Below are 23302 nucleotides of genomic sequence, written 5' to 3'. Positions count from 1 at the left end.
TTTGATGCCTCCCCGGGCGACTTCTACGCCAAAACCCGCCGGATTTCGACAAAAAAGCGCGTCGGTATCCACTCGCCGGAGCAGGCATCACGCTGCGTCGGAACGGCGGCGAGCAAGTGTTCCGGCTCCGGTGGTCAGCCGGAGCGCGGATTGGCGGCGGTGTCGGCCTGCCGTCAGTCCATCAGCCGTTTCTTGCGTTCGTCGAATTCCTGATGGTCGATCTCGCCGCGGGCGTAGCGGTCCCTGAGAAGGTCGAGCGCCTTGCCGTTGCCGGACGCGTTCGAAGGCAGGTTGATCGCTCCCATGTACTTGAGGGCATAGATGATCCCGACGACGATCGCCACCAGGATGAGAATCATGAAGATCGGGCCGAATATCATGCCGAAACCTCCCCATTGATCGCCCCACATCATGCCATGACCGTAGTAATACGGTCTGTCCCGAGGGTCGGATCCGGCCTGGGCGAGAGCCGGAATTGCCGATGCTGCGAAGATTGCGGCGATGGCCGCCGTGCGGGCGAAAGTCTTGCTGTACATCTGAGACTCCCATGCTGGCGAAAAATCACGTCAGGCTCAATTAGTACCGCGTAAAGTATCGTCCGGCAATGCCGGATTGCTGCGACAAATGTGCGAAGTAATTGACAGGACGTGAAAATCAGGGTGCTCGAATGAACTGAACGTGTGTCAACGGCGCCGGTTCGTCCGGGCGCGGTGATGTGGAAATCCACAATAGCGCCACATTTCACGACGGCCTAAGAAAGCGACAGTCCGGGTGGTGGAACGCGGGGGGACTGTTCTCGCGTGGGCCCGGAGCATATCAGGAGGAGATATCCAATGTTCGATCGTCGTATGTTCCTGCGGACTGCCGCTGCAGTCTCGCTTTCCGTTTCCGCCTTTGCGCTCGCCGCATCCGGTGCCGCCGCTGCCGATCCGATCGTCATCCGTTTCTCGCATGTCGTCGCGCCCGACACGCCGAAGGGCAAGGGTGCCGACAAGTTCAAGGAACTCGCCGAGAAGTACACGAACGGTGCCGTGAAGGTCGAGGTCTATCCGAACTCGCAGCTCTACAAGGACAAGGAAGAACTCGAAGCGCTGCAGCTGGGCGCCGTGCAGATGCTCGCGCCGTCGCTTGCCAAGTTCGGCCCGCTGGGCATCAAGGAATTTGAAGTTTTCGACCTCCCTTACATCTTCTCCGGCTATGACAGCCTGCACAAGGTAACGTACGGTCCGGTCGGCAAGAGCCTGCTCGACAAGCTGAGCGCCAAGGGTATCCAGGGTCTCGCCTTCTGGGACAACGGGTTCAAGATCATGAGCGCGAACAGCCCGTTGAAGACGCCTGACGACTTCCTCGGCCTCAAGATGCGCATCCAGTCCTCGAAGGTCCTTGAAGCCGAAATGAACGCCCTCGGTGCCGTTCCGCAGGTTATGGCCTTCTCCGAAGTCTACCAGGCGCTGCAGACCGGTGTCGTGGACGGTACCGAAAACCCGCCGTCCAACATGTATACGCAGAAGATGCATGAGGTGCAGAAGCACGCGACGCTCTCCAACCACGGCTACCTCGGCTATGCGGTGATCGTGAACAAGAAGTTCTGGGACGAACTGCCGGCCGACGTCCGCGGCAACCTCGACAAGGCAATGGCCGAAGCGACCGAATATGCGAACGGCATCGCCAAGGAAGAGAACGAAAAGGCGCTGGAAGCGATGAAGGCCGCCGGCACCACGGAGTTCCACGAGCTTACCGCCGACGAACTCGCTGCCTGGCACAAGGCGCTGCTGCCGGTTCACGACGAGATGGCTGACCGTATCGGCGCCGACCTCATCAAGCAGGTGCAGCAGGAAGCCGGCGTCGCCAAGTAAGGCACGTTTCAGCGACAGTTGAAGCCGCATCGCCCCGCTCCTTAAGACGGAGCGGTGCGGCTCTCGTTTCGGACAATCGGCCCGCGCCGGTCCGGCCTCTCGGGGTATCGGCAAGCGGGCGTGACCGGCACGGCCCAGCAATCCGCCGACAGTTCGATGTTCCGGTTCCACCGGCACCGACGAGCGGGCGCACATGGGTCCAGCCGATGCGACCGAGGAGGTCCCTTTCATGCTTCGCATACTTGACAGGCTCGAGGAGATCCTGATCGCCACGCTGATTGCCGCGGCGACCGTGATCATCTTCGTCGCCGTCGTTCACCGCTACTCCCTCGGACTGCTCGCCGACGCGGTCAGTCTGTCCCGAAGCCTGGATATGCCCTGGCTGATGGGCTTCTCGCGCTCGCTCTATTTCGGCCTTCGCTCCGTCAATCTCGTCTGGGCGCAGGAGCTCTGCATCATCCTCTTCGTCTGGATGGCGAAGTTTGGCGCCGCCTACGGCGTGCGCACCGGCATCCACGTCGGTATCGACGTCGTGATCAACCGCATGCAGGCGAAGAACCGCGCCCGGATGATCCTGTTCGGCCTTCTCGCCGGCGCCTTCTTCACCGGCGTCATCGCGACGCTCGGCGCGAACTTCGTCTACCACATGTACCATACGGATTCGATCTCGCCGGATCTCGAACTGCCGATGTGGCTCGTCTATCTCGCGATCCCGCTCGGCTCCTCGCTGATGTGCTTCCGTTTCCTGCAGGTCGCCTGGAATTTCAGCCGCACCGGCGAGCTGCCCCACCACGACCACGGACACGTGGACGGGATGGACGAAGAGGCAGAGGCCATTGCCGCGAGCCCGCTGACTGCGAAGGATCACTGAGCCATGAACGCGACAATCATTTTCGGAGGGCTGGTCGCCCTCATGCTGACCGGCATGCCGATCTCGATCGCGCTCGGCCTCACCGTGCTTGCCTTCCTGTTCACGATGACGGCGGTGCCGATCGATACCGTGGCCCTGAAGCTCTTCACCGGCATCGAGAAGTTCGAGATCATGGCGATCCCCTTCTTCATCCTCGCCGGCAACTTCCTGACCCATGGCGGCGTGGCCCGCCGCATGATCAATTTCGCGACCTCCATGGTGGGGCACTGGTATGGCGGGCTCGGGCTCGCGGGCGTCATCGCCTGCGCGCTGTTCGCGGCGGTTTCCGGCTCCTCGCCTGCGACCGTCGTGGCGATCGGTTCGGTGATCCTGCCGGCGATGACCCGCCAGGGCTTCCCGAAGCAGTTCGGCGCCGGCGTCATCACCACATCCGGCGCGCTCGGCATCCTGATCCCGCCGTCGATCGTCATGGTCATGTATTCGGTTGCGACCTCGGGCATGCAGGCCACCGGTCCCGACGGCCAGGTGGTCTCGGCGGCATCGGTCGGCGAACTCTTCATGGCCGGTGTGATCCCGGGCATCATTCTCGCCTCGCTGCTGGCGGCCACCACCTGGTACCGCGCCTACAAGAACGACTACCCGCGGCTGCCGAAGGCGAGCTGGCTCGAACGCTGGCAGACGTTCCGCAAGGCCGTCTGGGGCCTGCTGCTGATCATCATCGTCATCGGTGGCATCTACACCGGTGTCTTCACCCCGACCGAAGCCGCGGCGATGAGCGCCGTCTACGCCTTCTTCATCGCCGTCTTCGTCTACAAGGACCTGAAGCTCTCGGACATTCCGCGGGTGCTGCTGTCCTCCGCCAACATGTCGGCGATGCTGCTCTACATCATCACCAACGCCGTGCTGTTCTCGTTCCTCATGACGCACGAGAACATTCCGCAGGCGCTCGGCGAGTGGATGGTGAACTCGGGCCTGAACTGGTGGATGTTCCTGATCGCCGTCAACATCCTGCTGCTCGCCGCCGGCAACTTCATGGAGCCGTCATCGATCGTGCTGATCATGGCGCCGATCCTCTTCCCGGTCGCCGTGCGTCTCGGTATCGATCCGGTGCATTTCGGCATCATGATCGTGGTCAACATGGAAGTCGGCATGTGCCACCCGCCCGTTGGCCTCAACCTCTACGTGGCCTCCGGCATAACCAAGATGGGCATCACCGAGCTGACGGTTGCCGTCATGCCCTGGCTGCTCACCATGCTGGCCTTCCTGCTCGCGGTGACCTACATCCCGGAAATCTCGCTCTTCCTGCCGCGTTTCCTCGGCATGTAACGAGAATTTCCGACCACCGGGCGGACGTTCGTTCGCCCGGTGGAGCATCCGGGAGATACGGTTCCCTGTTACGCCTCGCCGCTTGCCGGCGGGGCGATGCCGTCTTCAGCGTTCAGAAGTTCGCGCAAGCGGGCGGCGCCGTCTGCGGCGGCGGCCGCGATATCGTCGAAGAGCAGGCTCGCTTCGGCGAGCAGGCTCGGGTCCGGATCGGCCCCGGTGATCGTGTCGAAGTCGTAGAGCAGGCCGAGCAAAGCCGCGATCTTGTGTTGCTGGTCATGGGCGGCGGTGAGCAGACGTTTCTGCTCCTTTCTCCGTTCCATCTGTTCCATTCGCGTCAGTGCGCTTTCCACCTTCTCGCGGCAGGCGCAATCGAGCGCCGTGTTCATGACCACCGTGCGCACCTGGCCGATCGCCTCGCGAAGACCGCGTCGGTGCCCCGCGGTGGGCGAGGCGTTGTCGATGACGGTCAACGTGTCCCGCGTCATGCCTGCGCTCCGTGGGCTGTGTTGCGGGCCCGTGCGACCCAGGCGGCCCCCTCCCGCGCGTGATGGAAGCCGTTTGAGAGCGGCACGTCGGGATAGATTGCCCCGATCCGGGCGACCGCCTCCTCCGCATCGATCCGTTCGGCGAGCGCGTCCTCGTAGACCCGCGCGATCGCCGCCATGTCGCAGTCCTGCGGCGAGAGGCGGAAGCGTGAAACGCCGGCGGCGACGAGGTCCGGCAGTTCGCCGACCAGGGCCTGGCAGGTGTGGGAGACGGTCTGGACACCGTTGAGCGCCAGGAAGGACTGCCGGTCGAGCGTGCGGACAGGCATTCCGTCCGGCTCCTCGCCGCAGACGAACTGGCAGTTGTCCTTGATCTGGCCCTTGGCACGCGCATGCGCACAGCGTGCGGAGATCGCCAGCGGAATGCGGCCGAAGGCGAAGACTTCGAAGGCGATACCGGGAGCGCCCGCCGTGATCTCGGCAACGGACGCCATCGAAAGTTCCGGCGGCAGGCAGATCGAACTCGCCCCGCGGCCGGCGAGAAGCTTTGCCGTTGCGGCGTTGTAGACGTTGATCAGCGGCCCGACCGTGTGCCGCTTGCCGGCCAGGAGTCCGAGCGCCGAAAGGTCGTTCGCCTCGACGACATGCGCGCTGTCGCGGATGAGATTGCGGACGTGCTGCGCCTCGCGCTCGATCGTCACCAGCGCCAGCGTCGAGAGCCGGACGGACTTGCCCGCCGCCTCCAGCCGCTCCACCACCTCGGCGAGATGTGGCTCGGTGAAATGCAGGCGCTTCGAGCAGACCGTCTCGCCGATCACCACCTCGCCGACGGGTGCCTCGTCGGCGATGCGGAAATAGAAGTCGCGCCACTTGGGGCCGTCCCAGAGATAGAGAACGGGCCCGAGCACCAGTGCCGGATTGGCTGAAACCATGGTCATGTCCTTGTTATCTCCAGCGCTTTTCGTAGGCGCCGGACGTCGTCTTCTGGCCTTCGCTGAGGAGCCTGAGGCGGGAGAGCAACGCCGGCCGTGCCGCCGCATCGGCCGAAAGCGCCTGGCGTAAGGTCGAGACCACCTCGGCGACATAGGCCTTGCCGCGTTGCCGCCCCTCGACCTTGAGCGCGCAGACGCCCGCCGCCCGAAGTGCGTCGAGGTGATCCATGACGTCGAGCGAGACCGGGTCCTCGAAGGCGTAACCACTGTCGCCGCCCGTTTCGAAACGCCCCTTGCAGAGCGTCGGATAGCCCGCGGCCTCGCCGGCCGGGAAGCGGTTGATCGTATATTCGCCGAGCTCGGAGACGAGGTCGGCGCCGTCCTGGCGGTAGCGCACGTGACTTGCCGGCGAGCACACGCCGTTCATATTCGGCGACTTGCCGGTGGCATAGGAGGAGAGCGAGCACCGTCCCTCGGCCATGACGCAGAGGCCGCCGAAGACGAAGACTTCGATCTCGCAGCGGATCTGCGGCGCCAGCCGGGCGATGTCGGCAATCGTCAGCGTGCGCGGCAGCACCACGCGTTTCGCGTTGAAGGCGTCGACCAGGAAGTTGATAGCGTCGGCGTTGGAGGCGGAGGCCTGCACCGAGACATGCAGGCGCTGATCGGGGTGCTTTTCCGCGACGTAGGCCATGAGGCCGAAATCGGCGAGGATCAGCGCATCGGCGCCGAGCCGGATGGCCTCGTCGGCCGCCTTGTACCAAATGTCTTCGGCGCCGGCCCGCATGAAGGTATTGAGCGCCACGAAGGTCATGACGCCCTTGCGTTTGGCGAAGGTGATCGCCTCGCCGAGTTCTGCGGGCGTGAAGTTAAGGCCGGGAAAATTGCGGGCGTTGGTCTCGTCCCGGAAGCCGCAATAGACGGCGTCCGCGCCGGCGTTGACCGCCTCGCGGAAGGCGGCGGGCGTTCCCGCCGGGCAGATCAGTTCCATTGGCCGGCCTCCCCGGTAAGCGCGCGGGAGCGGACATAGGAGAGCGTCCTGCTGACGAGCGGCGCAAAGGGGCCGGAAGCCCGACCGATATCCTTCGGCAAGTCGATATTGCTGTCGTCGAGTGCGTTTCTGAGGGCCAGCATCGCCTCCATGTCACCGGTGACGGTCAGGTCGCGGGAGAAGAACAGCGCGTCCGCGTCGCAGCGACCTTCGAGCAGCGCCAGAAGCACAAAGAGCGGTCCCTGGACGGCGGCGTCGGCATCCGGCAGCTTCGGCTTGCGCACGACGGTGAGCGAGAGGCGGGAGGGCTCGACGAGAAAGCCGATCGGCAGGTCGTCCGGCACGAAGCCGTAGCGCTTCTGGCGATAGTCGCCGAGCCTCTCGAAGAGACCTGGATGGGCTTTCAGGACACGGGTGAAGGCCAGTCTCGCCGCACGTTCGATCATGAACACCGGAATGACGCCAAGTGGATCGGCGAGGGCAGGCGGAACACGCATCAGGAGCACCTTTCGAAAGGGGAGGTCGCGCCATGCTAACGGCATCGAGGGTGCGGTCATTTGAGCCAGCGCAAAGACATGCAGGTTTTCCTCGGTCACAGAGGCGGGATGACCCAAGCTCCTCCGGCCATCCGCCGTTTCTCCGATCTCCAGCATTTTGTGGGCGAACTCGAGCGCCGCGGCCGCCTGAAGCGGGTGGAAAGGCCTGTGTCGCTCGTTCACGAGATCACCGAAATCCATCGACGGACGCTGGAGGCCGGCGGCCCCGCGCTGCTCTTCGAAAAACCCGTCGATGCGGCTGGCAAGGTTTGCGATGTCCCGCTTCTTGCGAATCTTTTCGGCACCCGGGAGCGAATCGAATGGGGCTTCGGGCTGGAGAACGGCGGCCTGCCGCGGCTGGCCGACATGCTCGCAGACCTGCGCGATCCGCGTCCTCCGAAATCCATGCGCGATGCCTGGGGCAAGCTGCCGCTCCTGAGGGCCGCGCTGTCCATGCGTCCGCGCAACGTCAGCCGTCCGCCGGTGCAGGACGTCGTCTGGCGGGGGGAGGAGATCAATCTCGGGCGCCTGCCGGTCCAGTGGTGCTGGCCGGGCGAGCCGGCGCCGCTCGTCACCTGGCCGCTCGTCATTACCCGGGCGCCGGACGATCCGACCGACGTCAATGTCGGCATCTACCGCATGCAGGTCCTCGACGGGCAACGCCTGATCATGCGCTGGCTCGCCCATCGCGGCGGCGCCCGCCACCATCGCATGTGGCAGAAGCTCGGGCAGGATATGCCGGTCACGGTCGCGATCGGTGCCGATCCGGCGACGATCCTCGCCGCCGTCATGCCGCTGCCGGAGGGCATGAGCGAGATGAATTTTGCGGGCCTCCTGAAGGGCCGGCGGTCCGAACTCGCCCCCGCCGTGACCGTCCCGCTCTCCGTCCCGGCCAATGCCGAGATTGTGCTCGAAGGCACGGTGTCCGCAAGCGAGACGGCGGAGGAGGGGCCTTACGGCGACCATACCGGCTATTACAACAGCGTCGAGCGCTTCCCGGTCATGACCCTTTCGGCGATCACCACGCGCCGCAACCCGGTCTATCTCTCGACCTATACCGGCCGACCGCCCGACGAGCCGTCCGTGCTCGGCGATGCGATGAGCGAGATCTTCCTGCCGCTCGTCAAACGCCAGTTTCCGGAGATTGCCGATCTCTGGCTGCCGCCGGAGGCATGCTCCTACCGCGCCATGGTGGTGGCAATCGACAAGCGTTATCCCGGGCAGGCGCGGCGGGTGATGATGGGACTGTGGTCGATGTTGCCGCAATTCAGCTACACGAAGCTCATCATCGCGGTCGACCCGGATATCAATGTGCGCAGCTGGCCCGATATCGTCTGGGCGCTGTCGACCCGCTTCGATGCGAGCCGCGACGTCACCGTGATCGCCGACACGCCGATCGATTATCTCGACTTCGCCTCGCCGAAACCCGGCCTTGGCGGCAAGCTCGGGCTCGATGCCACGACGAAGATCGGCGCGGAGAGCGAACGCGAATGGGGCCGGGTGCTGAAGATGTCGCCGGAGGTCACGGCGAAGGTCGACGCGCTCTGGGCGGACCTCGGGATCGGAGAGGCGCCATGAGCCGGATGCGGATCGTACTCGGTGTCTCCGGTGCTTCGGGTGCCGCCATTCCGCTCCGCATCCTGGAGCGGCTGCAGGAGGTCGAGGATGTCGAGACCCACCTCGTCGTTTCTGAGGCGGCGCGGCGGACCCTGTCCCACGAATGCGGCCCCGGCGCGCTCGGCCGCCTGCTGGCGATGGCGACCGAGAACCACCCGATCCGCGACGTGGGCGCCACGATCGCCAGCGGCTCCTTCCGCACAGCGGGCATGATCGTCGCGCCCTGCTCCATGCGCACGCTTGCGGCGATCGCGACAGGCATCGCCGACAACCTTCTCGTGCGTGCCGCCGATGTCCACCTCAAGGAACGCCGCCGGCTGATCCTGCTTGCGCGGGAAACGCCGCTTCATCTCGGTCACCTGCGCAACATGTGTTCCGTCGCCGAGATGGGCGCGATCGTCATGCCGCCGGTTCCGGCCTTCTATCACAGGCCCGAAAGCGTAGACGCGATCGTCGATCATATCGCTGCCCGTGCGATCGATCTCCTCGGCCTGCCGATCCCGCCGCTTGCGCGCGAATGGGAGGGCTGAACGTCACGAGCCGGCGAGCAGAAGAGGATCGGCACCGAAGAGGAAGACATGCCCGCCGGCGAGCAGCCAGAGGGTGATGATTGCCGTCAGCATGAATGCCGCGATTATCTCCCGGTCGATCCTGAACGATGCCCGTCCGGTAAGTATCGCTGCAAAGGGAATGAGCGGGGCCGCGGCCGTCTCGGTCTTCCAGTCGCCGGGGAGCCGCCGGCGCGCGCGACGGTCGAGCATGAAGAAGCCGCCGAAGGAAAAGAGCGCCAGTCCGCCGAAGAGCAGGAGTGAGCGCAGGTCGCCGTTCGGCACGAGGTGCCCGAGCGCCCAGAAGCTGAAGCCCCAGAGTACGGGGTGGCGAGTGACGGCGACGATCGCGCCTGTCGGCGCCTCGGAGCTGCGCAGCGTGATCGAATAGGGATTGCCGGAGAAGAGCCCGGCCAGCACGAAGAACACACCGACGGGTGCGGCGACCAGTGTCACTATCGCCTGCCAGGGTGCGGGTTCCCACAGCTCGACGTAATCCATCCGGAGCGCTGCATAGAACAGCCAGGCAATCGCAACGATCGAGGCGAGCGAATACAGGCCGAGATAAAGCCGCCGGCCGAGCGCGGCGATGAGCTGCCCGCGGATGGCCGGGATCGCCGGAACCGAATGCAACGCAAGGAACACGGCGAAGGCGATCAGGAATTCGGTCATGGCCGCGAGCTTACATGACGCTGTCGGGCGTGCCAAACATTTCGATAAGGCTTCGTTCCGCGGCGACGTGCCGGCGCAGGCATTCGAAGAAGCCGCGCAGCATGTAGCCGACTGTCTCGAAGGTCAGCCCGCAGCGATTGTCGAGCACTGCCTCCAGGGTGAGCGCAACCTCCTCGGCGGCGATCCTGTCGCACATGTGTTCGCCCTTCAGCCTGTCAATCGTCATCGCGGAAAAGCAGGAGCCGGCGCTCTCCTCCAGGAACGGGTAGAGCACCAGTTCTTCCACGGTCTGGGTACGGGTGAGCACGGGAACGATCCGGTCTGCGACCTCTCGGCAGAGTTCATGGTCGAGCTCGAAGGGCAGCGAGTCGGCGATGGTCTCCAGCTGGCCGCAGAGGTCCAGCAGTTCTTCATGGTTGTGGCGGATAGCCTCGGTCCTGGCGTTTGCGGGCGTCATCGCCGTTCTCCTATCGGTCGATGAAGAGCACGGCAGCGATCGCCACCGAGGCGAGTACGGCCGAGATCGTGCCGGTGCGCTGCAGGACGCCCATGCGATAGAGCATGAGGGCGAACGCAACGATGACGGGGGTGGCCACGGAAAGGCCGATGTGGGCGTCGGTCATGGGGAATTCTCCTGTTCGTCCGCAATCCTAGGCCGCCTGCCGTCTCGTTCTTTGTGATTTCGCAAAGAAGCATGCGTCCTATCCTCTAAAGAGAGGCAACCGAAACGGAACGGGGTGCCTTTGCCATGGCCGATATGACCGTAACGACGTTCGCGGAGAGCGAGGAGGGCGACACACTCCTCCTGTGGATTCTCGCCTGGAGCGAGCTCGTCGCATTCGGCATCCTGATCGGTGCCTTTCTGATTGCCTCGCTTCTCGACCCGCAGGCCTTCTCGGCCGCGCAGGCGCATCTGCGACCCGGGCTTGCCGCTCTCAACACGCTCGTCCTGCTGACGAGCGGCTGGCAGGCTGCGCTCGCAGCACGGCCGGGCGCTTCGCTCCGCGAAACCCGTCGCGGGCTTCTGCTGGCCGCTCTGTTCGGCCTCATCTTCCTTGCTGTGAAGCTCTTCGAGTACAGTGGCGAGATCGGCATCGCCGGCGACGAAAGCTTCGGCGCTTTCTTCGAGCTCTATTTTCTCGTGACAGGCTTTCATCTGTTGCACGTCGTCTTCGGCTCCGGCGTGCTTGCGCTTGTTGCCTGGCGGCCGACGCGGAGCAACGTCGCGCTCATCACAACGCTCTGGCACGTGATCGACCTCGTCTGGATCGTCCTTTTCCCGCTCTTCTATCTGGTGTGATGCCATGGCCCATGGAACTGCAAGACAGCTCAATCTCGCCTACGCGATCCTGATCGCGCTGGCGCTTTCCGGCGTGGTGCTTGCGGCATGGGGTGCCGCGGTGCCTGCCGCAGGAGCGGCAATCCTCGTGCTCGCGGTCCTGAAGGCGCGCTTCGTCATCATCGATTTCATGGGGCTCGGCAACGCGTCACCGGCCCTGCGCATCGCCCTCATCGCCTGGCCGGTCGCCTTCGCGCTTGCCGGCATCGGCAAGATTGCTCTCTCGGCGGTACTCGCCGGCTGAGCCTCCGTTCTGATCTTTGCCAAAACGCAAAGAACGGATCGAGGGAAGCTCTAGAAGAGGCTGGTCCCGCCCAGCGTGCGCGCTCCCAGCGCCGCTGCAAGGGACGGGGGACAACCCACGCCGGTGCGCCCACGCGCCCGCCTGGACTAGGAAAGGACCATGGGATGGCAGAGCGCCTAACCAAGACCGGGGCCCGCAACGTCTTTTATGGCGGCTCCATCTTCTTCTTCACGATCTTCGTGGGCCTGACGGCCCACAGCCACTATTACATGAGAACGACCTCCACGGACGAGACGACGCTGACCGACGGTGTCGCCCGCGGCAAGCACGTCTGGGAGAAGAATTCCTGCATCAACTGCCACACGCTGCTCGGCGAAGGCGCCTATTTCGCGCCGGAGCTCGGCAATGTCTGGAAGCGCTGGGGGGCGATACAGATCCCGCCGCCGCGCGTGACACCCTCAAGGCGTGGATGGCCGCCCAGCCCTCCGGCATCGAGGGGCGCCGCCAGATGCCGCAGTTCAACCTGACGGAACAGGAGCTCGATGATCTCGCCGACTTCCTCGAATGGACGAGCAAGATCAAGACGCAGAACTGGCCGCCGAACGACGCGGGTTGAGAGCGAGCGACAAGGAGAAAAGACGATGAAATATCAAACCCAAAAGGTCGCGATGCTGTATTTCTACGGCGCGCTCGGCCTCTTCCTCGCGCAGGTTCTCTTCGGCGTCCTCGCCGGCACCATCTACGTGCTGCCGAATACGCTTTCCGAGCTTGTGCCCTTCAATATCGTGCGCATGATCCACACCAATGCGCTGATCGTCTGGCTGCTCATGGGCTTCATGGGCGCGACCTACTACCTGGTCCCCGAGGAGACCGAGACAGAACTCTTCAGCACGAAGATCGCCATCGCCCAGTTCTGGCTCTTCCTCGGTGCCGCAGCGGTCGCCGTGGTCGGCTATCTCTTCCACATCCACGAAGGCCGCGAGTTCCTCGAACAGCCCTTCGCGATCAAGGTCGGCATTGTGATCGTCGCGTTGATGTTCCTCTTCAACATCACGCTGACGGTGCTGAAAGGCCGAAAGACCGTCGTCACCAACATCCTGATCTTCGGTCTCTGGGGTGTCGCGATCTTCTTCCTCTTCGCCTTCTACAACCCGGCGAACCTCGCGCTCGACAAGATGTACTGGTGGTACGTCGTCCATCTCTGGGTCGAGGGCGTATGGGAACTGATCATGGCCTCCGTGCTCGCCTTCCTGATGATCAAGCTCAACGGCATCGACCGCGAGGTCGTCGAGAAGTGGCTCTACGTCATCGTCGGCCTGGCGCTCTTCTCGGGCATCCTCGGCACTGGTCACCACTTCTACTGGATCGGTGCTCCGGGCTACTGGCAGTGGATCGGCTCGCTCTTCTCGACGCTCGAAGTGGCGCCCTTCTTCACCATGGTTATCTTCACCTTCGTGATGACCTGGAGGGCCGGCCGCAAGCATCCGAACCGTGCCGCGCTCCTTTGGTCGATCGGCTGCTCGGTCATGGCCTTCTTCGGCGCCGGCGTATGGGGCTTCCTGCACACGCTGTCGTCGGTGAACTACTACACCCACGGCACGCAGGTCACCGCCGCCCACGGCCACCTCGCCTTCTTCGGCGCCTATGTGATGCTGAACCTCGCGGTGATGGCCTATGCCGTGCCGGAAATCCGCGGACGGGCACCGTATAACCAGTGGCTCTCCATGGTCAGCTTCTGGGCGATGTGCACGGCGATGTCGGTGATGACCTTCGCGCTCACCTTCGCAGGCGTCCTCCAGGTGCACCTGCAGCGCGTCCTCGGCGAAAGCTACATGGACGTGCAGGACCAGCTTGCTCTCTTCTACTGGATCCGCCTGGGTTCGGGTGCGGTGGTGCTTGTTTCGGCCCTGATGTTCATCTGGGCGATCCTTGTGCCGGGCAAGAAGCGCGAGCCGACCTACACAAGTCTGGCGCAGCCGGCGGAGTGATCCGCGCGTCGACCGCTATGCTGCCTCCCTCATGCGGGGAGGCAGCAGGCTCCACACAATTCAGCACGAGGAACACCCCCAATGAACCTGATGCTCAAGACCGCGTCCACGTCCGCCGACATTCCGTCCTACACGCCGGCCGGCAACGAATGCGCGCTCTTCGAAACAGCCTGGACCCGGCAGCTGCCGCTGCTCCTCAAGGGACCGACGGGCTGCGGCAAGACCCGCTTCGTAAGCCACATGGCGGCGAAGCTCGGCGTCCCGCTGTCCACCGTCTCCTGCCATGACGACCTCGCTGCCGCGGATCTCACCGGCCGCTATCTGCTGAAGGGCGGAGACACGGTCTGGGTCGACGGGCCGCTCACAAGGGCAGTGCGCGAAGGGGGCATCTGCTATCTCGACGAGGTGGTCGAAGCCCGCAAGGATGTCGCCGTCGTACTGCATCCGCTGACCGACGACCGCCGCATCCTGCCGCTCGAACGGACCGGCGAGGAGCTCGAAGCGCCGGCCGGTTTCATGCTCGTCGTCTCCTACAATCCCGGCTACCAGAATCTCCTGAAGACGCTGAAGCCTTCGACGCGGCAGCGCTTCGTGGCGATCGAATTCGACTTCCTGCCGAAGGAGCAGGAGATCGCCGTCGTCTCCGCCGAAAGCGGCCTGTCCGAAGGCCAGGTCGCCATGCTCGTCGAGCTTGCCCGCAAGCTCCGCGCGCTAAAGGGCCACGACCTCGAGGAAGGCGTCTCGACCCGCCTGCTCGTCTACTGCGCGAGCCTGATCGATGCAGGACTGCCGATCCGCGAGGCGGTGCGCTCGGCGATGATCGAGCCTTTGACCGACGAGCCGGACGTGCGTGCCGGGCTCCTCGAAGTCGCCGATGCGGTGATCCGCTGAGAGGACAGGACTATGCTGGATTTCCTCGAACTCGAAGAGACGGTCGGACGTGCCTGGCATCGTCTGGCGGGGAACACCCGCACATGGCCGTGCTATCCCGGGGATGCGGTAAGCCTCGATGAAATCCAGCCCGTGCTCGCCGTCTGTTTCCGCGGGTTCGGCGGTGAGCACGCCGTGCAGGTTGCGCCCGCTCGCGGACGGACCTCCGGCCACCGCCTGAAGCTCCGCCAGCGGCTCGGATTAGGCGAGGAGAAACTGGTCCAGCCCTGCCGCGACCACGCGACGTTGATGTTGCCGCCGGCAATCGACCTCTTCCCCGACAAGGCGCTCAATCGCGACCTTTATGTCTGGCTCGCCGCGACCATGGCGGTGATGCCGCTGGAGCCGCTGGACGCGCGTGATCCGCTCATGCGCGATCTCGAGGCTCTCGCCCGCGCGGAGGCGACCGTCACCACAGTCCTGTCTGCCTTTCCGGGGCTCGAGCCGCGCTATCGCAGGCTCTGCGCCGCGGTGCTGAAGGAGCGTCGCCGCGGTACCCTGCCGTCAGTCGAGCAGCGTGTCGAGGACCGCATACGCGACCTTTTGCTGAAAGGCGTCGGTCGGCTTGCCGAGCCGGAGCCGCGCCAGTTTCCGGAGCGCGCGCCGCCCGGCTACCTGCCGATGCTGCCGGTGCCGCTCTGGCCGGACGCATTGATCCGTGAAGAGAGCGACGCCCGGACGGACGAGGATTCGCCGGCCTCTGCCGCAGACCGTCAGGCCGGCATTGCCGGTCGTCACGTCGCGACCCGGGAAAAGAAGGACGGACGCGAGCAGTCCCGCAGCCCCTTCATTCTCAACCGCTTCGAAAAGATCCTCGCCATGGCCGAGATGGTCAACGTCGACCGCCCCGGCGACGACAGCGACGACCACGACGCCGCTGCGGCGGAGGAACTGGACGACATGACGCTCGGCGAGCGCAAGGGCAGGCCCTCCGCACGCTTCCGTTTCGACCTCGACCTGCCGCCGGAGGCGCTGGACCGCACGCCACTCACGGCGGAGCTCACCTATCCGGAATGGGACTACCGGTCGAACGCCTACCTGAAGAACCATTGCCGCGTGCTCGCGAGCCCCGCCCCGGTGGAGGGTGAAACGCTGGAGGCCCGCGACGAAATGCGCAGCCTCATCCGTCGGGTGAAGCGGCAGTTCGAAGTGCTACGCCCGCGCCACGAGGTGCTGCGGGCACAGATCGACGGATCGGATCTCGATCTCGACGCCGTTGTGCGCGCAAGGACCGACCTTGCCGCCGGTGGGCAGGGCAGCGACCGTGTTCACCTGATGAGCCGCCCACAGGCACACGATCTCGCGGTGACGATCCTCGTCGACGTTTCTCTGTCGACGGATGCTTGGTTCGACGACCGCCGGGTGCTGGACGTCGAGAAGGAGGCTCTGCTGGTCCTCGCACACGGGCTTTCGGCCTGCGGCGACAACCATTCGATCCTGACGTTCACCTCGCGCCGGCGCTCCTGGGTGCGGGTTGAGACGGTCAAGGACTTCGGAGAACCGATGAATGCCACGGTGGAACGCCGGATCGCGGCGCTGAAGCCGGGCTACTATACCCGTATCGGCGCGGCAATCCGTCATGCCACCGCGGGGCTCAAGGAACAGCCGAACCGTCGCCGCCTGCTGCTGGTGTTGACCGACGGCAAGCCGAACGACGTCGATCACTACGAGGGGCGCTTTGCGCTCGAAGACAGCCGTCGGGCGGTCATTGAGGCGCGCCGCTCGGGCGTGCAGGTGTTCGGCGTGACGGTAGACAGGGAGGCGCAAGCCTACGTACCGGCGATCTTCGGGCAGAACGGCTACGCGATCGTTTCACACATTGCCCGGCTGCCTTCCGCGCTGCCGGCGATTTACCGCGGCCTGGCCGGATAGGGCGGAAGGCCAGCTGCGGGAAGGCCCGGCGAGGTGGGGATCGCCGGGCCTTACATTTTTTTGAGGTGAAGCCGAACTCAGCGCGCGGTCTTCTTCACGCCACCTTGGAATAGGTACGGCCGGCTTCCGCCAGATAGGCATCGAAGCACGCGGCGACGGAGCGGATGAGGAAGCGGTGGTCGGGCTTCACTGTGAGCATGCCGTCCTCGAGATCCACGACGCCGTCGCCTTTCAGCCGTTCGAGCATCGTGTTTGCATCGAGCAGCACTTCCGGATCAAAGCCGTGCTCGCCCGCAATCCCGTGAAGATCGGCGCGAAAATCGCACATCAGCCGCTCGATCACTGCCGCCCGCAACCGATCCTCGGCCGTCAGCCGATAGCCCTTCGCGGTGGCGAGCCTACCCGAGGCGACGTGCTGGGCATATTGCCCGATTGCCACCTCGTTCTGGGCATAGCCCTCCGCAGTGCGCCCGATTGCCGAAGCGCCGAGGCCGATCAGGGTCTTGCAGGCGTCTGTCGTATAACCCTGGAAATTCCGGTGCAGCCGCCCCTGCCGCTGGGCAAGCGAGAGCTCGTCCTCGGGCAGGGCGAAATGATCGAGCCCGATGCGCTGGTATCCGGCGGCGACAAGCGTTTCGGCGATGGCCTCGGCCTGCGCATTGCGTTCGGAGGCACCCGGAAGTGCAGCCTCGTCGATCATCCGCTGGTGCTTTTTGAAGGCGGGGATATGCGCGTAGCCGAAGACGGCGAACCGGTCCGGCCGCATGGCGATCGCGGTTTCCGCGGTCTCGATGCAGGAGCGCACGGTCTGGTGCGGCAGGCCATAGATGAGGTCGAAATTGATGCTGTCGACGCCGGTCCGGCGCAGCCCCTTCGCCGCGGCCTCGGTCTGCTCGGCGGTCTGGATGCGGTTGATCGCCTTCTGCACGACCGGATCGAAGCTCTGCACGCCGAGGCTTGCACGGTTGACGCCCGCCTGTCCGAGGGCCGCGATCATCTCTGCCCTGAGCGTGCGCGGATCGATTTCGACGGCGACCTCGGCGGCAGGCGAGAAATCGAAATTCTGCTGCAGGAACGCCATGAGGTCGAGGAACTCGGCGGCTTCCATGATCGTCGGCGTCCCGCCGCCGAAGTGCACGTTACCGACGCGCAAATGCCGTTTGGCAGCCGTGCCGACGGCGCGGACCTCGCGCTTCAGCACCTCGAGATAGTCGAGGATCGGCTGATCCTTCTGGGTGATCGAGGTATGGCAACCGCAATACCAGCACATCGACCGGCAGAAGGGGATGTGCAGGTAGAGCGAAACCGCCTCGCGCGCCGGGATTGCCGTCAGCCAGTCGCCATAGGTGCCGGCGCCGATGGCGGCGGAGAAGCGGGGTGCGGTCGGATAGCTGGTGTAGCGCGGCAGGCGCGCATCGCCATAGGTTTCGATGAAGTTCTTGTCCATGTCGCTTCGACCCTCGTTCTGTGGTGAAGCGCACGCTAGGGCGGGCACGAGACTTGTTCTTTGTTAAATCCCAAGGAGCGGCGCGATTATCTCCCCGGCAAAAAACCGACCTAGACCAGCAGGTAATAGACGCCGCTTGCGGCGATCATTCCGCCGAGCGCACGCACGACGTAGCCGCGATAGAGCTGGCCGAGCGCGAAGCCGATGCCGATGCCGAGGATGTGGATGAGGCCAGTCGAGACGACGAAGCCGACGGTGAAGGCGGCGGGATCGGTCGCCCTGAGCGTCAGCTGTCCGTGTGGATAGCCGTGGAAGATCGCGAAGAACGCGACGATGACGAGTGCTGCCCATTCCGGTGCCACCCAGCGGGCCGCGATCACCCCGCCGAGCACGAGGAGCGAGACGGCGATCGCGATCCGGATGAGGTCGTCGGGAAAGAGCCCGAGCATGCCGGCAAAGCCGCCGACGCACATGATGAGCGGGAAGGTGGCCGGAAGCGCCCACACCGACCTGCCACCCATCTGCGCGCCCCAGAGCCCGACGGCCAGCATCGCGAGGAAGTGATCGAAGCCGGCGAGCGGATGGCCGAAGCCGCTGCCGAAGCCGCCCATGACGCCGCCAAGCGCATGGGCAAAGGCTTGCGCGGGCACAGCCGCCATCCCGACCGTCGCAAAAATGACCGGCAGGAAAGATGCGCCGCGGCGGCGGATTCTGGACCGGCGGGGAGACTTCGGCAGGCGGGTCATGGTATTTCTCCAGGGTACGCGATGGCGTCCGACAGCGTCGTCCGACACGATCCATCTACAATCTCCGGTGATTCGGATATAGTCGAGACCCGACTCGCCGGCTCTCTGCCGGCGCCCTGCGACACGTCGAACGGGAGATCGTACCCATGCTGTTTTCGAATGTACCGCGTCGCGTTGCAGCGGTCGTGCTTTGCGGCCTTGCGCTGGCGACGGTGCCGGCCGTGGCGCAGGCGCACATCCTGCAGGGGCAGGCTGGCGGCTTTCTTCATGGCTTCGAGCATCCCCTTTCGGGCGTCGACCACATGCTGGCGATGTTCTGCGTCGGCCTCTGGGGCGCGCAGATGGGCGGTCGTGCCGTCTGGAGCCTGCCGATCGCCTTCCCACTGATCATGGTCGCCGGCGGTATGCTGGGGATTGCCGGCGTTCCGCTGCCGGCCGTCGAAAGCGGCATTGCTCTTTCCATCATCGTCCTCGGCGCCTCGATCGCCCTGCTGTGGCGCCCGCCGGAATGGCTCGCGCTTGCGGTGATCGGTGTCTTCGCGATCTTCCACGGCTATGCCCACGGCGCCGAATTGCCGAACGCCACCGACCCTGCCGACTATGCGATCGGCTTTGTCGTCGCGACCGGTCTCATCCATATCGCCGGCATCGCGGTCGGACTTCTCTTCCAGCGCGTGCGTGCGGGCGAGCTGTCGCGTGCGCTCGGCGGGCTGATCGGCCTCGGCGGCCTCTACTTCCTCGTTTCCTGATGTCACTGCAAAAGCCGGTGGTGGTGCCGTCGCGCCGAAATCTCCGTCTGGCGGCATGTGCGCTTGCACTCGCCGGCGCGGTGGCGCTCGCTGCTTCAGCGTATCAGTCCGGCTGGCAGGGCAACTGGTTGCTCGCCTCCGTCTTCACCGCTGAACGCATCCTGCCGCTTGCCGGCCTCGGCCTTCTCCTCGGCCAGTTGCCGCGGCGGGCGTTGCCGTTTGCTCTGGCATCCCTCGTATTCGGAACGGCCGCCGGTATTCTCTTCCGTGAGCCGTTCTTCACACTGATGGCGACGGCGTCGGGAGCGGCGGCGCACTTCTTCCTCACAGGGCCGATCGCCTGCGTGCTCATCGGCCTGCCGCTCGTGCTGCCGCGTGGCGCGCGGGCATGGATCGCCCTGCCGCTGCTGGCGCCCGCGGGCGCGGCTCTTGCGATTGCGACGCTTCTCGGCGACCCGACCCTGCACGAGTGGAGCTATCGGCCGCTGGCCTTTGCCGCTGAGGTCTGGATCTCGGCCACGGTGGCGCTTGCCGCGGCCGCCTTCGACCGGACCTGGCTCACGATTGCCGCCCGCATCTTCGCGAGCTGGCTGATCGCCATCGGCTTTCTATACGGCGGGGCGTATATGGCGGCAAAGCGCACGGCGCTCGAACCTCCGCCGTTTCCGGCGCTGCCGGACGACGGTGCGTTCCCGGGTTTCGGGCGTGTCCTGCAGGAACTCGACGGGAAGGAGCCTGCAGGATGATCCGCCGTTCTTTGCCGGTTCGGGCGTTCGTCGCCTCCCTTTTCTGGCTGGCGTCCGCGGGTCTCGCGGCGAGCCATCCGGATATCGCCGTGACCGCGCGCGTGCTGTTCGATGTAAAGGCCGGCCGGCTGGTCGCGGTTGCCGAGAGCCTCGCAATCGACGAAGTCTCGAGCCGCCGTATGATCGCCCGGTTCGATGCGAATGGTGACGGCGTCTTCGATCCGGCTGAACGCGCGGTGATGCGCCGGGCTCTGACCGGCGACCTCGGCGGACCACGCTTCTTTGCGGAGCTCTCGGCCGACGGACAGCGGGTGGCGCTCGGCATGCCGGGCGCCTTCGATGCCACGGTTGCCAATGGTATCGTGACCATCGTTTTCGGCTTCCGGCTCAAGGAACCCGTCGCAGTCGCCGGCCGCAAGATCGAACTCATGGTGCGGGATCGCGACTATACCGCCGCGGTGGCCTTCGCTACGGATCGGCCCGCGCTCGTCCGAGGCGGCGAGGGCTGCACTGTCAGCCGCGAGATGCGTCCCACCGACGCGTATTTCGGCGGACTGATCGTGCCGGAAGCTGTCGTCCTCGCCTGCCGGTGAGCGTCAGAGGAAGATCTTCCGTTCCTCGTTCACCAGCTCCTGCAGGTATTGCACGACCGTGCGCACGCGCGTCAGATCGCGGGCGCTTTCGTGGAAGATCGTCCAGTAGGCGCGCCGGATCGCCACATCCGGCAGCACCCGGCAGAGCTCCGGATACTGCCTGGCGATATAGGTGTGCAGGATGCCGATACCGGCGCCGGAGCGCACCGCTTCGGTCTGCCCGATGGCACTCGATATCTCGAAGGCGGAATCCCAGCTGCGCGATATCTCGCCGGTATAATTGAGCGAGGCCGAGTAGATGAGGTCTTCCACGTAGCCGATCAGGCTGTGTTCCTTCAGCGCCTCGACATTCGCCGGCCCGCCCGCCTCCGAGAGATAGTCGCGCGACGCATAGAGGCCGAGCGTATATTCGGTGAGCTTGGAGGAGACGAGGCGGCCGGTCTCCGGGCGCTCGACGGTGATCGCGATATCGGCCTCGCGGCTCGAGAGCGAAAAGGCCCGCGGCACCGGCACGAGCTGGATCTTGAGCTGCGGATGGCGGTCGATGAGCCGCCCCAGCCGCGGCGCGAGGAAAGCGACGCCGAACCCGTCCGGCGCGCCGATCCGGACCGTCCCGGCGACCGCCGTGTCGGTGCGTCCGAGCCGTGCCTGGGCGGCCAGCATTTCGGTTTCGATGCGCTCGGCGGAGACGAGAAAGCCTTCGCCTTCGGCGGTGAGTTCGCAGCCATTGGTCCGCCGGACGAAGAGCCGGGTCTGCAGCGCCTCCTCGAGCGCGGTCAGCCGTCGTGACAGGGTCGCATGATTGACCCCGAGCCGCCTTGACGCGGCAAGGATCTGGCCGGCCCGCGCCACCGCAAGGAAGATACGCACGTCATCCCAGTTCATGGCGAGCCTCCGCAACCTCACGGGTCGTGGCGGCGACACCCCACTCTGCCCTGCCGGGCATCTCCCCCTCAAGGGGGGAGATCGGCCGGACGGAGCGTGCGTCGCTTCCCATGTGCCCGAACGGAAGAATCTCATCTTCAATAGGTGCAGCGTGACTGGCGGTGAATAATGCGGGCAGCAGCAATCTCCCCTCTGAGGGGGAGATGTCACGAAGTGACAGAGGGGGGTGAGAGCCTTGAACGTCGGCCGGAGCATCTCGCAACTGCCTCCATTAAACATCAATTTCTGCACAATAGATGCGTATATCATCGCGTTGTGTTGTGCAAATTAAAGTGGGATGCTGTGTCCAGCGAAAAACCTGAGGAGGCACATCCATGTATGAGATCGGGCATTTCATCGACGGCAAGCGCGTCGCCGGCACCAGCGGCCGCACCGCCCCCGTCTACAATCCGGCGACCGGCGAAGTGCAGGCGCAGGTGGCGCTTGCAAGCGCCGCCGAACTGAACGCCGCCGTCCAGTCTGCCAAGGCTGCACAGCCGAAATGGGCTGCCACCAACCCGCAGCGCCGCGCCCGTGTGTTCATGAAGTTCGTCCAGCTCCTGAACGACAACATGGACGAGCTTGCCGAAATGCTGTCGCGTGAGCACGGCAAGACCATCGAAGACGCCAAGGGCGACGTCGTCCGCGGCCTCGAAGTCTGCGAGTTCGTGATCGGCATTCCGCATCTTTCCAAGAGCGAGTTCACCGAAGGCGCCGGCCCGAACATCGACATGTATTCGATCCGCCAACCGGTCGGCATCGGCGCCGGCATCACGCCCTTCAACTTCCCCGGCATGATCCCGATGTGGATGTTCGCGCCGGCGATCGCCTGCGGCAACGCCTTCATCCTGAAGCCGTCCGAGCGTGACCCGTCCGTGCCGATGCGTCTTGCCGAACTGATGATCGAGGCTGGCCTTCCTGCCGGCATCCTCAACGTCGTCAACGGCGACAAGGAAGCCGTCGACGGTATCCTCACCCATCCGGAAATCGGCGCGGTCTCCTTCGTCGGCTCGACGCCGATCGCCCGCTACGTCTACGGCACGGCCGCGATGAACGGCAAGCGCGCCCAGTGCTTCGGCGGCGCCAAGAACCACATGATCATCATGCCCGATGCCGACATGGACCAGGCCGCCAACGCCCTGATGGGTGCGGGCTACGGTTCGGCCGGCGAGCGCTGCATGGCGATCTCGGTCGCCGTTCCGGTCGGCGAGGAAACCGCCAACCGGCTCATCGAGAAGCTTACCCCGATGGTCGAGTCACTGCGCATCGGCCCCTATACAGATGACAAGGCCGATTTGGGCCCGCTCGTCACCAAGGAAGCACGCGAACGCGTCCTCGGTCTCATCAATCGTGGTGTGGAACAGGGTGCGAAGCTCGTCGTCGACGGCCGCGATTTCAAGCTGCAGGGCTATGAGAACGGCAACTTCGTCGGCGGCTGCCTGTTCGACAACGTCACCCCTGACATGGACATCTACAAGACCGAGATCTTCGGACCGGTTCTCTCGGTGGTCCGCGCCAAGAACTATGAAGATGCGCTCTCGCTGCCGATGAAGCACGAATACGGCAATGGCGTCGCGATCTACACCCGCGACGGCGACGCCGCCCGCGACTTCGCAAGCCGCATCAACATCGGCATGGTCGGCGTCAACGTTCCGATCCCGGTTCCGCTCGCCTACCACTCCTTCGGTGGCTGGAAGGCTTCGTCCTTCGGCGACCTGAACCAGCACGGCACGGACTCGATCAAGTTCTGGACCCGCACCAAGACGATCACGAGCCGCTGGCCGTCCGGCATCAAGGATGGCGCCGAGTTCTCCATTCCGACGATGAAGTAAGACGAGGCTCATACCTCCCTCGCTCTCTCGGGCGAGGGGGCGCCGCAAAGCAAAACGG

General features: G+C 64.9%; 25 protein-coding genes and 1 pseudogene. 15 read left to right on the top strand and 11 right to left on the bottom strand.

Annotation, left to right across the window (positions count from 1 at the left end):
- Nucleotides 1–173 precede the first annotated feature (173 nt).
- The gene (locus H4I97_RS13800) at nt 174–536 is read right to left on the bottom strand and encodes an SHOCT domain-containing protein (RefSeq protein WP_210297078.1); all 363 of its coding nucleotides are present in this window, start codon (nt 534–536) and stop codon (nt 174–176) included.
- 312 nt (nt 537–848) lie between these two features.
- Between H4I97_RS13800 and H4I97_RS13795 the strand changes: the two genes are divergently transcribed.
- The 3 genes from H4I97_RS13795 (at nt 849) to H4I97_RS13785 (ending at nt 4053) form a co-directional block, all read left to right on the top strand.
- Nucleotides 849–1856, top strand: a complete 1008-nt coding sequence (locus H4I97_RS13795; RefSeq protein WP_182307653.1) for a TRAP transporter substrate-binding protein — start codon at nt 849–851, stop codon at nt 1854–1856.
- Between the two features lie 229 nt (nt 1857–2085).
- Nucleotides 2086–2727: a TRAP transporter small permease gene (locus tag H4I97_RS24560; RefSeq protein ID WP_182305233.1), complete on the top strand. Its 642-nt coding sequence runs from the start codon at nt 2086–2088 to the stop codon at nt 2725–2727.
- 3 nt (nt 2728–2730) lie between these two features.
- On the top strand, nt 2731–4053 hold the full coding sequence (locus tag H4I97_RS13785; protein WP_182305232.1) for a TRAP transporter large permease: 1323 nt from the start codon (nt 2731–2733) through the stop codon (nt 4051–4053).
- A 68-nt stretch (nt 4054–4121) separates the two neighbouring features.
- Here H4I97_RS13785 and H4I97_RS13780 read toward each other — a convergent pair whose 3' ends face one another.
- The 4 genes from H4I97_RS13780 to ubiT are packed head-to-tail and all read right to left on the bottom strand — an operon-like array spanning nt 4122 to nt 6961.
- Nucleotides 4122–4538: a hypothetical protein gene (locus H4I97_RS13780; RefSeq protein WP_182305231.1), complete on the bottom strand. Its 417-nt coding sequence runs from the start codon at nt 4536–4538 to the stop codon at nt 4122–4124.
- On the bottom strand, nt 4535–5470 hold the full coding sequence (gene ubiV, locus H4I97_RS13775) for a ubiquinone anaerobic biosynthesis protein UbiV (RefSeq protein WP_182307652.1): 936 nt from the start codon (nt 5468–5470) through the stop codon (nt 4535–4537). The genes H4I97_RS13780 and ubiV overlap by 4 nt, the downstream gene beginning before the upstream one ends.
- Before the next feature lie 13 nt (nt 5471–5483).
- Nucleotides 5484–6461, bottom strand: a complete 978-nt coding sequence (gene ubiU / locus H4I97_RS13770) for a ubiquinone anaerobic biosynthesis protein UbiU (protein ID WP_182305230.1) — start codon at nt 6459–6461, stop codon at nt 5484–5486.
- On the bottom strand, nt 6452–6961 hold the full coding sequence (gene ubiT / locus H4I97_RS13765; protein ID WP_182307651.1) for a ubiquinone anaerobic biosynthesis accessory factor UbiT: 510 nt from the start codon (nt 6959–6961) through the stop codon (nt 6452–6454). Before ubiT ends, ubiU begins: the two co-directional genes overlap by 10 nt.
- 105 nt (nt 6962–7066) lie before the next feature.
- Between ubiT and H4I97_RS13760 the strand changes: the two genes are divergently transcribed.
- Together H4I97_RS13760 and H4I97_RS13755 are read left to right on the top strand one after the other, a co-directional pair.
- Nucleotides 7067–8575: a UbiD family decarboxylase gene (locus H4I97_RS13760; RefSeq protein ID WP_182305229.1), complete on the top strand. Its 1509-nt coding sequence runs from the start codon at nt 7067–7069 to the stop codon at nt 8573–8575.
- Entirely contained in the window at nt 8572–9144 is a 573-nt protein-coding gene (locus tag H4I97_RS13755; RefSeq protein WP_182305228.1) for a UbiX family flavin prenyltransferase, read from the top strand. The genes H4I97_RS13760 and H4I97_RS13755 overlap by 4 nt, the downstream gene beginning before the upstream one ends.
- A 3-nt stretch (nt 9145–9147) precedes the next feature.
- On the opposite strand, the gene H4I97_RS13750 is transcribed toward H4I97_RS13755, so the two are convergent.
- From H4I97_RS13750 to H4I97_RS13740, 3 genes are read right to left on the bottom strand one after another with little or no spacing between them, the layout of a single operon-like run.
- A complete protein-coding gene (locus H4I97_RS13750) occupies nt 9148–9834 on the bottom strand; it encodes an NnrU family protein (RefSeq protein ID WP_182305227.1) in 687 nt (228 codons plus the stop codon).
- Nucleotides 9835–9844: 10 nt separating this feature from the next.
- A complete protein-coding gene (locus H4I97_RS13745) occupies nt 9845–10291 on the bottom strand; it encodes a hemerythrin domain-containing protein (RefSeq protein WP_182305226.1) in 447 nt (148 codons plus the stop codon).
- Nucleotides 10292–10301: 10 nt separating this feature from the next.
- Nucleotides 10302–10457, bottom strand: a complete 156-nt coding sequence (locus H4I97_RS13740; protein ID WP_182305225.1) for a hypothetical protein — start codon at nt 10455–10457, stop codon at nt 10302–10304.
- Between the two features lie 125 nt (nt 10458–10582).
- Here H4I97_RS13740 and H4I97_RS13735 point away from each other — a divergent pair, with 125 nt between their 5' ends.
- The 6 genes and pseudogenes from H4I97_RS13735 (at nt 10583) to H4I97_RS13710 (ending at nt 16207) form a co-directional block, all read left to right on the top strand.
- Complete coding sequence (locus H4I97_RS13735; RefSeq protein ID WP_244658652.1) at nt 10583–11134, top strand: cytochrome c oxidase subunit 3; 552 nt, start codon at nt 10583–10585, stop codon at nt 11132–11134.
- A gap of 4 nt (nt 11135–11138) precedes the next feature.
- The gene (locus H4I97_RS13730; RefSeq protein WP_182305224.1) at nt 11139–11417 is read left to right on the top strand and encodes a cytochrome C oxidase subunit IV family protein; all 279 of its coding nucleotides are present in this window, start codon (nt 11139–11141) and stop codon (nt 11415–11417) included.
- A 164-nt stretch (nt 11418–11581) separates the two neighbouring features.
- A pseudogene (locus tag H4I97_RS13725) lies at nt 11582–12033 on the top strand (c-type cytochrome).
- Nucleotides 12034–12058: 25 nt separating this feature from the next.
- The gene (locus H4I97_RS13720) at nt 12059–13405 is read left to right on the top strand and encodes a nitric-oxide reductase large subunit (protein WP_182305223.1); all 1347 of its coding nucleotides are present in this window, start codon (nt 12059–12061) and stop codon (nt 13403–13405) included.
- A gap of 81 nt (nt 13406–13486) precedes the next feature.
- Nucleotides 13487–14296 (top strand): CbbQ/NirQ/NorQ/GpvN family protein, encoded by an 810-nt coding sequence (locus H4I97_RS13715; protein ID WP_182305222.1) that lies wholly within the window; start codon nt 13487–13489, stop codon nt 14294–14296.
- Between the two features lie 12 nt (nt 14297–14308).
- Nucleotides 14309–16207, top strand: a complete 1899-nt coding sequence (locus tag H4I97_RS13710) for a nitric oxide reductase activation protein NorD (RefSeq protein ID WP_182305221.1) — start codon at nt 14309–14311, stop codon at nt 16205–16207.
- Between the two features lie 94 nt (nt 16208–16301).
- Here H4I97_RS13710 and hemN read toward each other — a convergent pair whose 3' ends face one another.
- Together hemN and H4I97_RS13700 are read right to left on the bottom strand one after the other, a co-directional pair.
- A complete protein-coding gene (hemN, locus tag H4I97_RS13705) occupies nt 16302–17654 on the bottom strand; it encodes an oxygen-independent coproporphyrinogen III oxidase (RefSeq protein WP_182305220.1) in 1353 nt (450 codons plus the stop codon).
- Between the two features lie 110 nt (nt 17655–17764).
- Nucleotides 17765–18400 (bottom strand): HupE/UreJ family protein, encoded by a 636-nt coding sequence (locus H4I97_RS13700; RefSeq protein ID WP_182305219.1) that lies wholly within the window; start codon nt 18398–18400, stop codon nt 17765–17767.
- Nucleotides 18401–18546: 146 nt separating this feature from the next.
- Here H4I97_RS13700 and H4I97_RS13695 point away from each other — a divergent pair, with 146 nt between their 5' ends.
- Genes H4I97_RS13695 through H4I97_RS13685 form a run of 3 tightly spaced genes read left to right on the top strand, consistent with a single transcriptional unit; the run spans nt 18547 to nt 20488 of the window.
- Complete coding sequence (locus H4I97_RS13695) at nt 18547–19149, top strand: HupE/UreJ family protein (protein ID WP_182305218.1); 603 nt, start codon at nt 18547–18549, stop codon at nt 19147–19149.
- Nucleotides 19149–19895: a hypothetical protein gene (locus tag H4I97_RS13690; protein ID WP_182305217.1), complete on the top strand. Its 747-nt coding sequence runs from the start codon at nt 19149–19151 to the stop codon at nt 19893–19895. The genes H4I97_RS13695 and H4I97_RS13690 overlap by 1 nt, the downstream gene beginning before the upstream one ends.
- Entirely contained in the window at nt 19892–20488 is a 597-nt protein-coding gene (locus tag H4I97_RS13685) for a DUF1007 family protein (RefSeq protein ID WP_182305216.1), read from the top strand. The genes H4I97_RS13690 and H4I97_RS13685 overlap by 4 nt, the downstream gene beginning before the upstream one ends.
- A 3-nt stretch (nt 20489–20491) precedes the next feature.
- Here the strand turns inward: H4I97_RS13685 and H4I97_RS13680 are convergent, their stop codons facing one another.
- Nucleotides 20492–21373, bottom strand: coding sequence for a LysR family transcriptional regulator (locus H4I97_RS13680; RefSeq protein WP_182305215.1), 882 nt, complete (start codon nt 21371–21373; stop codon nt 20492–20494).
- 374 nt (nt 21374–21747) lie between these two features.
- Between H4I97_RS13680 and H4I97_RS13675 the strand changes: the two genes are divergently transcribed.
- Nucleotides 21748–23244 (top strand): CoA-acylating methylmalonate-semialdehyde dehydrogenase, encoded by a 1497-nt coding sequence (locus H4I97_RS13675; RefSeq protein ID WP_182305214.1) that lies wholly within the window; start codon nt 21748–21750, stop codon nt 23242–23244.
- Nucleotides 23245–23302: the final 58 nt, after the last annotated feature.

The organism is Ciceribacter thiooxidans (genome assembly GCF_014126615.1).
Taxonomy (GTDB): domain Bacteria; phylum Pseudomonadota; class Alphaproteobacteria; order Rhizobiales; family Rhizobiaceae; genus Allorhizobium; species Allorhizobium thiooxidans.
Note: the sequence above shows the minus strand (reverse complement) of the source record. Positions and strands in the feature narration are given on the sequence as shown.